12 protein-coding genes are annotated in these 13,001 nt (G+C 67.6%); 5 read left to right on the top strand and 7 right to left on the bottom strand.

Annotated elements, in window-relative coordinates:
* Positions 1–87 precede the first annotated feature (87 nt).
* Positions 88–1,401 carry a uracil-xanthine permease family protein gene (locus AC5RTS_RS12590; RefSeq protein WP_493992352.1) on the top strand — a complete coding sequence of 438 codons (1,314 nt, stop codon included), beginning with the start codon at positions 88–90 and terminating at the stop codon, positions 1,399–1,401.
* Positions 1,402–1,431: 30 nt separating this feature from the next.
* Here the strand turns inward: AC5RTS_RS12590 and AC5RTS_RS12585 are convergent, their stop codons facing one another.
* Positions 1,432–2,541 carry a glycerate kinase gene (locus tag AC5RTS_RS12585; protein ID WP_493992351.1) on the bottom strand — a complete coding sequence of 370 codons (1,110 nt, stop codon included), beginning with the start codon at positions 2,539–2,541 and terminating at the stop codon, positions 1,432–1,434.
* A gap of 45 nt (positions 2,542–2,586) precedes the next feature.
* Positions 2,587–3,396: a glycerophosphodiester phosphodiesterase family protein gene (locus AC5RTS_RS12580; RefSeq protein WP_493992350.1), complete on the bottom strand. Its 810-nt coding sequence runs from the start codon at positions 3,394–3,396 to the stop codon at positions 2,587–2,589.
* A gap of 119 nt (positions 3,397–3,515) precedes the next feature.
* Here AC5RTS_RS12580 and AC5RTS_RS12575 point away from each other — a divergent pair, with 119 nt between their 5' ends.
* The 3 genes from AC5RTS_RS12575 to AC5RTS_RS12565 are packed head-to-tail and all read left to right on the top strand — an operon-like array spanning position 3,516 to position 8,163.
* Positions 3,516–6,086 carry a bifunctional lysylphosphatidylglycerol flippase/synthetase MprF gene (locus tag AC5RTS_RS12575; protein WP_493992349.1) on the top strand — a complete coding sequence of 857 codons (2,571 nt, stop codon included), beginning with the start codon at positions 3,516–3,518 and terminating at the stop codon, positions 6,084–6,086.
* 2 nt (positions 6,087–6,088) lie between these two features.
* Positions 6,089–7,381: an alpha/beta hydrolase gene (locus AC5RTS_RS12570; RefSeq protein ID WP_493992348.1), complete on the top strand. Its 1,293-nt coding sequence runs from the start codon at positions 6,089–6,091 to the stop codon at positions 7,379–7,381.
* Positions 7,378–8,163, top strand: coding sequence for a phosphatase PAP2 family protein (locus AC5RTS_RS12565; RefSeq protein ID WP_493992347.1), 786 nt, complete (start codon positions 7,378–7,380; stop codon positions 8,161–8,163). The genes AC5RTS_RS12570 and AC5RTS_RS12565 overlap by 4 nt, the downstream gene beginning before the upstream one ends.
* Here AC5RTS_RS12565 and AC5RTS_RS12560 read toward each other — a convergent pair.
* The 4 genes from AC5RTS_RS12560 to AC5RTS_RS12545 all read right to left on the bottom strand — a co-directional run bounded on the left by AC5RTS_RS12560 (position 8,084) and on the right by AC5RTS_RS12545 (position 11,350).
* Positions 8,084–8,935 (bottom strand): HAD family hydrolase, encoded by an 852-nt coding sequence (locus tag AC5RTS_RS12560; RefSeq protein ID WP_493992346.1) that lies wholly within the window; start codon positions 8,933–8,935, stop codon positions 8,084–8,086. The genes AC5RTS_RS12565 and AC5RTS_RS12560 overlap by 80 nt on opposite strands.
* 78 nt (positions 8,936–9,013) lie before the next feature.
* Complete coding sequence (locus tag AC5RTS_RS12555) at positions 9,014–9,550, bottom strand: YbhB/YbcL family Raf kinase inhibitor-like protein (RefSeq protein ID WP_493992345.1); 537 nt, start codon at positions 9,548–9,550, stop codon at positions 9,014–9,016.
* Positions 9,551–9,642: 92 nt separating this feature from the next.
* Complete coding sequence (locus tag AC5RTS_RS12550; RefSeq protein WP_493992344.1) at positions 9,643–10,557, bottom strand: carbohydrate kinase family protein; 915 nt, start codon at positions 10,555–10,557, stop codon at positions 9,643–9,645.
* Between the two features lie 34 nt (positions 10,558–10,591).
* On the bottom strand, positions 10,592–11,350 hold the full coding sequence (locus AC5RTS_RS12545) for an alpha/beta hydrolase (RefSeq protein ID WP_493992343.1): 759 nt from the start codon (positions 11,348–11,350) through the stop codon (positions 10,592–10,594).
* 117 nt (positions 11,351–11,467) lie between these two features.
* On the opposite strand from AC5RTS_RS12545, the gene AC5RTS_RS12540 reads away from it, so the two are divergent.
* Positions 11,468–12,574, top strand: a complete 1,107-nt coding sequence (locus AC5RTS_RS12540; protein WP_493992342.1) for a GTP pyrophosphokinase — start codon at positions 11,468–11,470, stop codon at positions 12,572–12,574.
* Between the two features lie 4 nt (positions 12,575–12,578).
* On the opposite strand, the gene AC5RTS_RS12535 is transcribed toward AC5RTS_RS12540, so the two are convergent.
* On the bottom strand, positions 12,579–12,989 hold the full coding sequence (locus AC5RTS_RS12535) for a VOC family protein (protein WP_493992341.1): 411 nt from the start codon (positions 12,987–12,989) through the stop codon (positions 12,579–12,581).
* Positions 12,990–13,001: the final 12 nt, after the last annotated feature.

The following is a 13,001-nucleotide window of genomic DNA, read 5'->3' as shown; positions in this document are numbered from 1 at the left end:
CACTGCACGCTTATGCAACGTAACATCCCCGCAACGGGGGAGAGTTAGAATCTTGATTAAAACCCCCTGTCTTCGGAAGGCACCACCATGACCAGATTCGGTACAGCCTGGACACTGCACGGAGACGGCAGAACCATCAAACCGGGTTCCTATGTTGCTCCCGAAGAACGCCTGAGCTGGCCCCGGACCATTGGCATCGGCTCCCAGCATGTGGTCGCCATGTTCGGCGCCACGTTCCTGGTTCCCCTGCTGACCGGTTTTCCGCCGGCCACCACCCTGCTGTTCTCCGGCATCGGCACCATCCTGTTCCTGATCATCACCGCCGGGAAAGTCCCCAGCTATCTGGGCTCCTCCTTCGCCTTCATCGCCCCGATTACGGCCGCCACCAACCAGCACGGGCCGGGCGGTGCACTGGGCGGCATCATCATGGCCGGCTTTGCCCTGTTCCTCATCGGCCTCGCCGCACAGCTGGCCGGCACCCGCTGGATCCAGGTCCTGATGCCGGCCGTGGTCACCGGCACCATTGTGGCGCTGATCGGACTGAACCTGGCGGGCTCCGCCCGGACGAACTTCGAGCAGGGCCCGGTGACCGCAGCAGTGACGGTAGCGGTGATCCTCCTGGCCACCGTCCTGTTCCGCGGCTTCATCGGCCGGCTTTCGATCCTCATCGGTGTGCTGGCCGGCTACGGGGTAGCGATGCTGCAGGGCGAAGTGGATTTCGCCGCCATCAGCGCCGCTCCCTGGTTCGGGCTGCCCGAATTTCACTCCCCCACGTTCCACTTCTCCGTGATCGGACTCTTTGTCCCGGTGGTGCTGGTGCTCGTGGCGGAGAATATCGGCCATGTGAAGTCCGTGGCGGCCATGACCGGCCGCGACCTGGACCCGTACGCCGGCCGCGCTTTGATGGCGGATGGGCTGGCCACCATGCTGGCCGGTTCCGGCGGCGGTTCGGCCACCACCACCTATGCCGAGAACATCGGCGTGATGGCCGCCTCCCGGGTGTACTCCACCGCGGCGTACTGGGTAGCCGGCATCGTGGCGATCCTGCTGAGCCTGTTCCCGAAGTTCGGCGCACTGATCGCCACCGTTCCGCCCGGCGTCCTGGGCGGTGCCGGCGTCGTCCTGTACGGCATGATCGGCATCCTGGGCGTACGGATCTGGGTGGACAACCGGGTGAACTTCTCCAACCCGATCAACCTTTCGGCGGCCGGGCTGGGCCTGATTGTTGCCATAGCGGACTTCACCTGGGTGATCGGCGACCTGACCTTCGGCGGTATCGCCCTGGGCACCGGCGCAACCCTGATCGCCTACCACGGGATGCAGGCCATCGCCCGCTGGCGGGGCACCGACCCCGACGAGCCGCGGGAAGACGCCGGGTCGACGCCGGGCCGGCTCGGCTGACCCCGGACCGCCGGGACACCGGCACCGGCGTCAGGCTCCTTCGAGCACCTGCCGGGTGGCCCAGGCAACGTACTTCTCCGCCTGGGCCATGGCATCCTGCGGCCGCTGCACCACATCCAGCAGGCTGACCGCGGCAACAATCCCGTACTCCTCCAGCTGAGCCGGGGTCAGCGTGATCTGCCCTGCCACCGCGACCACCGGAATGCCGGCGTCCCGGGCCAGGAGGGCCACTTCCAGCGGCGCCTTCCCGTAACGGGACTGCTCATCGAGCGAGCCCTCGCCGGTCAATACCAGGTCGCAGCGGGTCAGTGCCTCCTGCAGCCCGGTGAATGAGGACAGCAGTTCAAAGCCCGGGTGCAGGGTGGCGCCGGTGAACGCCAGGAAACCCGAGGGAAAACCGCCTGCAGCGCCCGCCCCGGGCACATCGACGTCGACGCCGGTGGCCTCCTTCAGCAGCCGCGTCCAGATACCCATGGCTTCTTCCAGCTGATCCCGGGCAGCAGGATCCGCTCCCTTCTGCCCGCTGAAGATCGCTGCCGTTCCTTCGTATCCCAGCAGCGGGTTACGCACATCCGCGGCAATCCGCAGCCGGACACCGGCCAGCCGGGGATCCAGGGCGGTCGCATCCACGGCCGCCGCCTGCAGCAGGCCTGCGCCACCGGGCGGCACGGGGCTGCCGCCGTCGTTCAGGATCCGCAGGCCCAAAGCCGTCAGTGCACCCGACCCGCCGTCCGTCATGGCCGATCCGCCAATGCCCAGGATGATGGTTTTGGCGCCGGCATCCAGGGCCTCGGCAATCAGCTGGCCGCTGCCGTAACTGGTGGCCGCCAGGGCCGTGTCCGGGGAAGGCTCCAGCAGGGTCAGTCCCGAGGCACGTGCAGTTTCAATCAGGGCGGTATCCCCGGACAGGGCCCAGACTGCCGTGACGTCCCGTCCCAATGGTCCCCTGACCTGCGCCGTGCGGGCTTCAGCACCCGCCGCGAGGGCGGCATCAAGGGTGCCTTCACCGCCGTCGGCCACCGGGACGAAAACAACATCGGCATCCGGGTAGACGGCCAGGACCCCCTCCGCCATGGCAGCAGCGGCCTCGGCCGCACTGAGTGATCCCTTGAACTTATCCGGAGCAATGACTACGCGCATGCCTTCATCCTGTCAGCTGCCACCGACATGCGGCAGCATAACGCTTCAGCGCCACTGCCTCCGGTCTTTGAGGACATCCTTCAGGACGTCGGCGCGGTCCGAGACGATGCCGTCCACACCCAGGTCCAGCAGCCGGTTCATGGTGTCGGCATCATTGACCGTCCAAACGTGCACCTGCAGGCCTGCGCGATGGCAACTGCGGACAAAGGCCGGCGTGACCACCGGGAACTTCCCGAAGTTCACCGGGACCTGGACACACTGGAAGCGGCCCAGACGTGAGAGGATCCCGGCGACGCGCAGGGGCGCCAGCAGGCGCAGGATTGCGGTCAGTGCGCTGCCTGCTGAACTCGCGGCAGGCCGGTCCAGGCGCCGCAGGGTCCGCAGGCGCCGGATATCGGAGAAGGAAGCCACCAGCACCCGGTCATGGGCCTGATGCTTATTGATCAGCCCGGCCAGGAGTGCGGCGCCCTCGGCGTCCTTCACATCCACATTCAGGCGGATGTCGGGCCATTCGGTGAGCAGTTCCTCGAAGGTGGGGATCTGCTCCCTGCCTCCCACCAGCACATCCTTCAACTGGGCACGGGTGAGCCGCCCGATCTTCCCGGCCACTCCTCCGGAGATCCGGTCCACTGTTTCGTCATGGAAGGCCATCAGCACACCGTCGCTGCTGGTACGCACATCCGTTTCCAGGTAGGTGAGCCCAAGGTCCACGGCTGCCCGGAAAGCGGAGAGGGTGTTTTCGAGGCCGTCGGGCGAGAACCCCCGGTGTGCCAATGCAATGGGCAGCGGTGAGGAGGCAGGGCTGGCCGTACGGGCGTCCCCGGCAGCAAGGAAGTACGGATATCTCGGCGTCACGCTCGTACTTTACCGAACCAACGCTCCGCTCCGCGTTCGGGGGTGGGCGGTTCACGGACCTGCACGCCTAGAATGACAGGACCCCGACCGGCAGCATCGGCAGGATCGTGGAGGTAACCGTGCCTGACCCGCCCCTCAATGCGCTGCACCGCTTCGGACGTTCCCTCTCCCGGCCGTTGCAGCTCCTGCGGGGCAGCGCCCGGAAGTCGCCTGCCACGCTGACCTATATTGCGGTTTTCTGGCTGTTGGGTGCATTGACGTCCTCCCTGGCCAGCGGGCCGGAGGGTGCGCTGCTGGACTGGGTGTCCGTCTCTGCGCACAGCCTGGGCACCGGCCCGGCCGCCCTGCTCCTGTGCAGCTTCTGGGGCAGCGGTCCCGGCGGATACGTGGGCGGAACCCTGGCGGCACTCATCGTCGGCCTGCCCAGCGAACGGCTGCTGGGGACCGGCAGGTTCCTGCTGGCAGGTTTCGCCGGACAGGTGGCCGGGGCGCTGCTTACCATCGGTTTCGCCTTCGTGACGAGCGCGTCGATCGGCGACTGGTCACGTGCCCTGGTCAGTGAGTCCTATGTAGGCCCGATGGCATTCCTTGCCGCGGTGGCAGCGGCGGCCAGTGCCCGGATGTCTACCCTGTGGCGGCGGCGCCTGCGCATCACCCTGTTCACCCTCCTTGTCCTGCTGGCTCTTTACGCCGGCAGTTTTTCCGACCTTATGCTTCTCGGAGCGGCCACCGCCGGCGCCTTTGCCGGGCCGTTGCTGGACGGCCGGCGCCCTCGGCTTCCGCACCGTCTGGTGACCAGCCGGCGCGAGGCGCGCGTCCTGGTGGCACTGGTGGTGCTGGCTTCTGCCGCAGGTCCGGTCATTGCTGCGCTCAGCAACTCCGCCGTGGGCCCGCTGGCTGTGCTGCGCTATCTCTTCACCAGCGCCGATGTCACCACACCGGCAGAGCTGGAGGCCCTGTGCAACGGCGGCGCCTCGGCACGTGAATGTGCCATTGCCCGCCTCCAGCTGCGCGCAGGCCCGGCGGCGTTTTTCCTGGCCGTCCTGCCCCAGGTCCTGCTGGCAACGTTCTCCGACGGCCTGCGCCGCGGGAGGCGATTCGCCTGGCTGGCCGCTGTACTGCTGCAGGGGGCAATGACCCTGCTCGCCGCCGTCCGGATTGGAGTGGTACTGACCGGTGACCAGGCCAGGCTGCTGCCGCCCGGGATAGGCAGCGCCGTCAAGCTGGTTCTGCCCATGGTGGTTCCCCTGGCAGTGCTTGCCCTGCTGCTCCTGACCCGGGGGCTGTTCCCCGTGCGCGCACCGGCCGGAACCTACCGGCGGTTAGCCATGACGGTAGCTGCGGCCGGGCTGATCCTCGCAGGGATCTATCTGAGCGTGGCCCGCCTGGACCGCGACGGGTTTTCCCCGCAGGCCACTCCGGGGCTGGCGGCGGCGGACCTGCCGGAAAGGTTCCTGCCCATTTTGGAGGTGACCAGCCGGGGCCCCACCCTGGTTCCGATAAGCCTTCCGGCGGTCCTCGCCTATGAAGGCGTGGGCCTGGTGTTCTGGCTTTTAACCTGTGTCCTGCTGCTGCGCTCCTTCCTCATTCCACCGCGTACCCCGGCCATCGCGGACGAGGAACGGGCACGGGAATTGTTGAAGATCCACGGTGGAAGCACCATGGCCTGGATGACGCTCTGGGCCGGAAACACCTATTGGTTTTCCCCCAGCGGCAACTCCTATGTTGCCTACCGGGCGGACAGCGGTGTTGCCCTCACGGTAGGCGAACCGGTGGGTCCGGCCACCGAAGTACCGGACACCGTGGCGGGGTTTGCCGCCTTCTGTTCCGCCAACGGGACCACCGCCTGCTTCTATTCGGTGGATGAGCGGGTGCGCAGTGTCAGTGCAGAGCTGGGCTTTTCCTCCCTTCAGGTGGCTGAGGAGACCGTGCTGCCGCTGGGATCGCTGGCTTTCAAGGGCAAGAAATTCCAGGACATCCGCACCGCATTCAATGCAGCCCGCAAGCAGGGCATCCAGGCCCGCTGGATTCGTTTCCCCACCGCTCCGCTCTCACTCACGGACCAGATTCGGGTTATCTCCGAAGAGTGGGTGGCGGATAAGCGCATGCCGGAAATGGGATTTACCCTGGGCGGGTTGGAACAGCTTGACGATCCGGAAGTGCGCTGCCTGCTGGCCGTCGACGCCGACGGAACGGTGCACGCCGTCACTTCCTGGCTGCCCGTATACCGGGACGGAAAAGTGATTGGCTGGACCCTGGATTTTATGCGCAGGCGCGGCAACGGCTTCCGGCTGGGTATGGACTTCCTCATCGCCTCGGCTGCCCTGTCCCTGCAGGAGGAAGGGTGCGGTTTCCTGAGCCTTTCGGGGGCACCGCTGGCCCGCTCCGCCGGCCGGAGCGACGCCGGCGCGGGTAACGACGGCGCGGGTAACGGCGGCGAGGATGCGGGCTCCCCGGTCATGGACCGGCTGCTGGACCGGCTGGGGGCCACACTGGAACCGGTCTACGGGTTCCGCTCGCTGCTCGCTTTCAAAGCCAAGTTCGCCCCCCAGTACGTGCCGCTGTATATGACCTACCCTGATCCGGCTGGGCTGCCGGCCATCGCCAACGCCGTGACCAGGGCGTACGTTCCGGATCTTTCCCTGGGCCAGGGACTGGTCCTCGCCCGGCGGATTGTGGACCGGACCTGACCATGTCGCTGATCGCCGGAGTGCTCCCCACGGTCGTCCTGGCTGCCGGCGTGCTTGCACTGGCCTGGCTCGGCTTTGCCAGCCGGAAACTGGGCTGGGGCCGGATCCTGGTGTCCGTTCTGGTCTCGTGCCTGCTGACGGGGCTGCTCTACCTGCTGGCCGAAGTGGCCTTCCACTGGTGGGACGCGTCCCTCCCCCGGCTGCTCTACCTTTTCTGCGCCTTGGCGATCCTCGGGGTGCAGTTGGCCCTGCCCCAGGTGATCTCCTCCGGCACCCGGTTCCACCGGCGGGCGGCCGGTGTGGTCGCCGCGCTGGTGGTGCTGCTGGCCCTGGCCTGCACCGTGAACATCGCCTACGGGCAATACCCCACGATCGCGTCGCTGTTCAGTCCGCCGTCCGCGGAAAACAACCCGCTGCCGCTTCCCTCCGACCCCCGGAACGACCTGCCGGCGGCAACAGAGCAGACCTGGACGCCCCCGCCGGACATGCCGTCCCAGGGCAAGGTTTACCGCCAGCAGATTCCCGGTCCCCTGTCCGGCTATGCCTCCAATCCGGCCCTGGTCTACCTGCCGCCCGCGTACCTGGCGGATCCCGGGGGCGTGAACCTCCCCGTCCTGGTGCTGATCCACGGGCAGCCCGGTGCCCCGGCGGACTGGCTGATCAGCGGCGGTCTGACGGAGATCATGAACTCATTTGCCTCCCGGCATCACGGCCTGGCGCCCGTGGTGGTGATGCCGGACCTCAGCAACGCCGGGAACAGCAACTGGCCGCTGTGCATGGACACGACGGTCAGCAACTCGGCCACCTACCTCGCCAAGGACCTGCCCGCCTGGGTGCAGCAGAAGCTGGGGACCGGGACGGCCGGGCCCCGGCAGTGGGCGGTGGGCGGGTATTCCTTCGGCGGAACCTGCGCGGTCCAGCTGGCTGCCAACTATCCGCAGGTTTATCCCACCTTTTTGGATATCGCCGGGGAAAACGAGCCCACCGTCGCCAGCGGACACCAGGACCTACTGAAGACCTATTTCGACGGGAAGGAAGACTCATTCCGGCAGCAGAACGCCGTGGACCGGTTTAAGGCCGGACAGTTCCGGGATACTGCCGGGATCGTCGTCGTCGGCCAGGACGATAAGGTCTACGCGCCAGAGGGGCAGACGGTGTACGACGCCGCCAAGGCCGCCGGAGCCGACGTCCAGTTCCAGCAGCTGCCGGGCGGGCATTCATGGCAGGTGTGGAAAGCCGGTTTGCAGAACAACCTGGACTGGGTGTGCACGCGGCTTGGCATACTGGAGCCATGACACCAGAACCGGCACAGCGTTCCGACGGCACCGGGGTCCTGGACCGGCTGGGCCGGCTGCTGCACCGGATCAGCACGGCCTCCTCACCCCATGTGGCGCTTCTGCTGCTGCTGGCCGTGGGGTTGATTCCCGCCCTGGCGCTGACCCTGGCCTCGGCCGAGGTCTATGAATCGGTAGCCGATGCGGACGGTGTGGCGGGGTTGGACAAGCCCGCGCTGGAACTGGCTTTGCAGCTGCGCTCCCCGGGGGTGGATGCCGCTGTCACGGGCTTCACCAATCTGGCGGGCACCGTGGGGATGCCGGTTCTGGCAGGACTCGCCGTGCTGGTGATGTGCCGTCGCTGGCGGTCCTGGACGCCGCTGGTTCTCACAGCCGCCGCTGCAGCGGGATCCCTGCTGATGACCGTTGCCGGCAAGGCACTGATTGGGCGGACCCGCCCGGACCTGGCCGACGCGGTGCCGCCGTATGAGTCCTCGGCATCATTTCCGAGCGGGCACACGCTGAACTCGATGGTTATTGCCGGCACCCTGGCCTATCTCGTGATCCTGTACGCGCGGACCCGCGGAGCGAAGACCGCCGCCGTCGCGGCCGCTGCCGTCTTCACGCTCGCGGTGGGGCTGAGCCGGGTTTATCTGGGCCATCACTGGCTGACGGATGTCCTGGTGGCCTGGACTCTGGGTGCTGCCTGGCTGGCAGTGGTGATTACCGTGCACCAGCTTCTGAGGCTGCTGGCCGGGCGTCGAGCAGCTGTTCCAGAATCACCGCAACGCCGTCGTCCTTAAACCCCGGAGCCGTATGGTCGGCGGCGGCACGGGCTGCGGGATGTCCGGAGGCCATCGCGTAGCCGCGGCCTGCCCAGTTGAGCATCTGGATGTCATTGGGCATGTCGCCGAAGGCCACGGCCTCCGCCGCGGCAATGCCCCTCGCGGCCGCATACCCGGCCAGGGTGACGGCTTTGTTCAGGCCCGGCCGGGACATTTCCAGCAGCGGCGCCGATGGCGCGGAGTGGGTGGTGGTGACCAGATCCGCCACCGCCGGGGCTACCCGGTGCAGGAACTCGTCCGGGGAAATGTCATGGGTGCGGGCCAGGAACTTGGCCACTCCGTGCCGGCCGGCCAGGGATTCGCGCAGCGGGCGGGGCACTATGGAGCCGAGGAGCTCGGCGGAACCGGTATCCGCGAATCCCGGTTCCAGGTGGATGCCGTCCACGGTTTCGGCGGCAAACCGCACCGCGGGGAAAATGTCGCGGATGATTTCGGCGGCGGCGAACATCTGCTCGAGCGGCAGCAGTTCGGTGGAGAGCACCTGTTCCCTGGCCAGGTCATAGGTGATGGCCCCGTTGGAGCAGATCACGGTTCCTTCATGGCCGATCCGCTCACGGAGCGGCTCCAGCCAGCGCGGCGGGCGTCCGGTAACGAAGACGACGTCGATCCCGGCGTCCAGGCAGGCACGGAATGCCCGCACGGTGCGGTCGCTGATGCTGTTGTCGGCGCCCACAATGGTGCCGTCCATGTCGCTCGCTACCAGCCGTACCGGTCCCCGCTGCTCCTGCATGCCATCCAGCTTACTGGCGGAGCCGGCAGGAGCCAGCCCGGGATCCTGCCGGGCCGGGTCCTGCCGGACGGCCGGGGTTCAGTCCCCCGGTGTTTCGGCGGTGGCGACAATCCTGCCGCGGCCCAGGGTGTGGGTGAACAGAGCAAAGCCCAGCGAAGCGGGACTGGCATCCGGGGCCACGTCCAGCTTCTCGGTGTCCACGGCGTGGACCACCACAAAGTAGCGGTGCGGGCCGTGTCCGGGAGGCGGCGCGGCGCCGACAAAGCCGGCGAATCCGGCGTCGTTGACCAACTGCACGGTGCCGTCGGGTAGCAGCGACGAGTTGGCCGCGTCCGCGGCAAGGCCCGTAACGGAGGCGGGGATGTTGAAGGCGGCCCAGTGCCAGAAGCCGCTGGCGGTGGGGGCATCCGGATCGTACATGGTCACCGCGAAGCTGCGGGTCCCCTCCGGGAACCCGGACCAGGTGAGCTGCGGAGAGGCGTCCTTGCCGCCCGGCACCCCCATTTTGCCGCTGTACTGTGCCGGCGCCAGCGTGCCGCCGTCGGCCACTTCCTCACTGTCGACGCTGAATTCCGGCACCTGTGGCAGGTTCGCGTATGGGTCTCTGTCTTCCACTGTTTCTCCTGGTTCTTCGGGGCGGATACACGGGACGGCCGCTGCGGGGCAGGGCCGCGGGACGCCTCGGCGCCGTGGCGCGTCGGCGCGGTCTAGGAAAGTTCGCTGCGGTACGGCGGATTGGCTCCGGCGCGGGACACGGTGATGGCGGCGGCACGGGCGGCAAAGAAGAGTAGTTCCTCCAGATCGCCCAGGCCGATGCGGGCCAGGTTGCTGCGCCGGGCACCACCGTCGAGCTCGCGGTCCATCAGCCCCACGAGCAGCGCGGACATAAAGGAATCTCCCGCTCCCACGGTGTCCGTGACCATGACGGTTGGTGCCGCGACGGCGCAGTCCCCCGCCGCGGCAACCGCCCACGGCCCGCGTGAACCCCGGGTCACCACCACCAGGGACGGTCCCGCCGCGAGCCACCGCCGGGCGGAGCTTTCCGGGGATTCGTCCGGGTAGAGCCACATCAGGTCTTCGTCGGAGGCTTTGACCACGTCCGCCAGCGCCACGAATTTCTCGGCCTGTTCCCGGGCATAGGACACATCCGTGATGATGGAGGGCCGGCAGTTCGGGTCATAGGTGATGGTTGCCGAAGGCCGTGCCCGTTCCACCGCACGGAAGACATGCCCTGCTCCGGGGGCGAGCATGGCGGCGATGGACCCGGTATGCAGCATGGTGGTGCCGTCCAGCAAAGCCGGCAGATTGGCGGCCAGGTCCGGCAGCTGCCACTCCAGGTCAAAGGTGTAGCGGGCTCCGCCGGCGGGATCCAGCACGGCGGTGGCCACGCTGGTGGGCAGGTCATCCGCCGCGAAGGCGGTGAGGACCGAATTTGCCCGCAGGTGTTCGGCGATCAGGGCGCCGTTGGCGTCGGAACCGAAGCGGCCCACAAACTGCACGGGACGCCCCAGCCTGGCCGCGCCCACGGCAACGTTCAGCGGGCTGCCGCCGGGGTGGGACCGGCGCGGCGCGGTATCGCTGACCACCTCATCAACAAGGGCTTCCCCTATGACTGTAAGCACACTTTCAACCTAACAGAGCAACTCGCGCGTTACCCTATGTGCCGGCCATTCCGGCAGCCTCACCCACGGCCCGGACGACGGCGTCCCAGGCCGGGGTGCCGGGAGTGATCATGGCAAAGTGGTCGCCCGGGATCCGGCGCAGGTGCACGCGGCCGCCGGCTGCGGCGGCGGCTTTGGCCCAGCCGGCGGACTGCGTGAACGGCACCGTGGTGTCATCCTCCCCATGCAGTACCCAGGCCGGAACCGGCAGGGGCACCGCGAACATGGGGTCTGCCGCGCGGTGGCGCTGCGGATCCTCCCCGGGCCCGCAGCCAAGGAAGTTCTGCACGGCTGCGTTACTCAGGCTCAGCTCATGTGCTTCGGCCAGATTCAGGACCCCGGACTGGCTGACGACGCCGCTGACGGCCACGCGGGAGCCGGCCCGTGCGGCCGCCAGGACGGCCAGATGGCCGCCGGCGGAGTGGCCCAATAGGGTGACCGGGGCGAGGCCGACGTCGAAGGTGCGGGCCGCGTCGGCCAGCGCGTCGATGCCTGCACAGACATCGGAGAGGGTCACCGGCCATCCGCCGCCGTTTCCAGCACGCCGGTATTCCAGGTTCCAGCAGGTGAAACCGCGGGAGGCCAGATCACGGGCCAGCGGCCTGCCGAGCTCGGCGGTGTACGCCGCGCGCCAGTACCCGCCGTGGATGATGACCACGGTTCCGAGGGAAGAGGAACCGCCTGCAGGCACCGTCAGCTCGGCATACTGCTCCGGGCCGGGACCATAGGCAATCCGTCGGGGCGGTGCTGGCATGGGGATCCTTCCGGCGGCGGGGCTTAATCTGATAGGGAGCCTACCGCCCGGTATCCCCGGCGGTTTGGTCGGAGCCGTGCCATAGGCTGGTGGCAGGCAGGGGAAAGGGACTTCGTTTTGAGCGCGTGGGACACATTGGATGAGCGGCTGCGGCCGGTGGTCCAGGCAAGTACTGACGAATATGCCCGGGTACGCCCCGGGCTGGAGGCAGTGACAGCCGAGATGGAAGCGAATCTGCGCAGCGTGTTCGCCGACAGCCCGGTAAAGCCGCTCTTCATCGCCTCCCGCACCAAGTCCGTGGAGTCCTTCCGGGACAAGGCCGCCCGGATGCTGCCGCCGGAAAACCCCGGCGAGCTGCCATCACTCCTGTTCCCCGACCCGATGCGTAACCTCACGGACCTGGTGGGTCTGCGCGTCATCATGACGCTGCCGCACGAAGTGGATGAAGCAGCCAACCTCATCAAGCGCCAGCGGGCGGAATTCGACTGCCGCGGAGACCGGGAAAAGGACATCGGGTCCATCGAATCCGGCACCTACGGCTACTCCAGCCGTCACCTGATCCTGCGGACCATCCAGAACGAGACCGTGCGGGAGTTCCACAAACTGCTGGAACCGGACCAGCGCCCCAACGGCAGCTACCTGTTCGAAGTGCAGATCCGCACGGTGCTGGCGCACGCCTGGTCCGAGATTGAGCACGACATCCGGTTCAAGGCCGGTGATCCGCGGGCCTGGAGCCCGTACTTTGACCGCCAGTTCACCGCCACGGCCGCCATGCTGGAAACCGTGGAGACCGCTTTTGCGGAACTGCATGAACGGTACGAAACAGTGACGGGTTTCTGGGATGAAGACGGAGAAGGCAGCGCACCGCTCACCCCCAACCGGATCCGCGACGTCTGGCTGACCCTGCTGCCGCACGTGAACCGCAAATCCGGGGATGACTGGGGTTGGGCGGCGGAACTGCTGGCCGCCCACGGCATGAAGACCACCATGGACCTGGCCGGGCTGCTGCAGGCAGACGCCATTACCAAGGTCCGTGCCGCGCTGGACCACCGGTACTCCCCCGGCCCGGACCGCCTCCTCGATGACCTGCTGCTGTGGCGTTTCGGCAAAAAGCACATTGACCTCACTGCCGAGCCCGAAGACGCCCCGGTGAAGCCGCGGCGCGAGTCCCTGGGCCGCCGCTACCGGCAGATGCAGATTTTCCGCGCCCGCGAAGAGGAGTGAGCTCCTAGCCCTGGGCGTTGATCCGGATCATATTCCCCGCAGGGTCCCGGAAGGCGCAGTCACGGAGCCCGTACGGCTGGTCCACCGGTTCCTGCACCACTTCGGCGCCGCGGGCGGCCAGCCGGTCAAAGTCGGCGTCCAGGTCGGGGCTGGCGAAAGTGATCATGCCGTAGGTGCCTTTGGCCATCATGTCGTAGATGGTCCTGCGTTCCTCATCCGTGAGGCCCGGGGATGCCGACGGCGGGTAGAGGACTATCGAGGTGTCCTGTCCCGGCGCCCCGACCGTGATCCAGCGCATCTCGTCTCCATTACCGACGTCGTTGCGCACTTCAAATCCGAGCACGTCGCGGTAGAAACCAAGGGCCGCCTCCGCGCCGGCATGCGGCAGGAACGTGTTGTTGACGGTGATATCCATGGCGTTTCCTCT

This window comes from Arthrobacter sp. MDT1-49-2 (genome assembly GCF_059090185.1).
The sequence above is the reverse complement of the archived record's forward strand: the minus strand, read 5'-3'. Positions and strand labels throughout refer to the sequence as shown.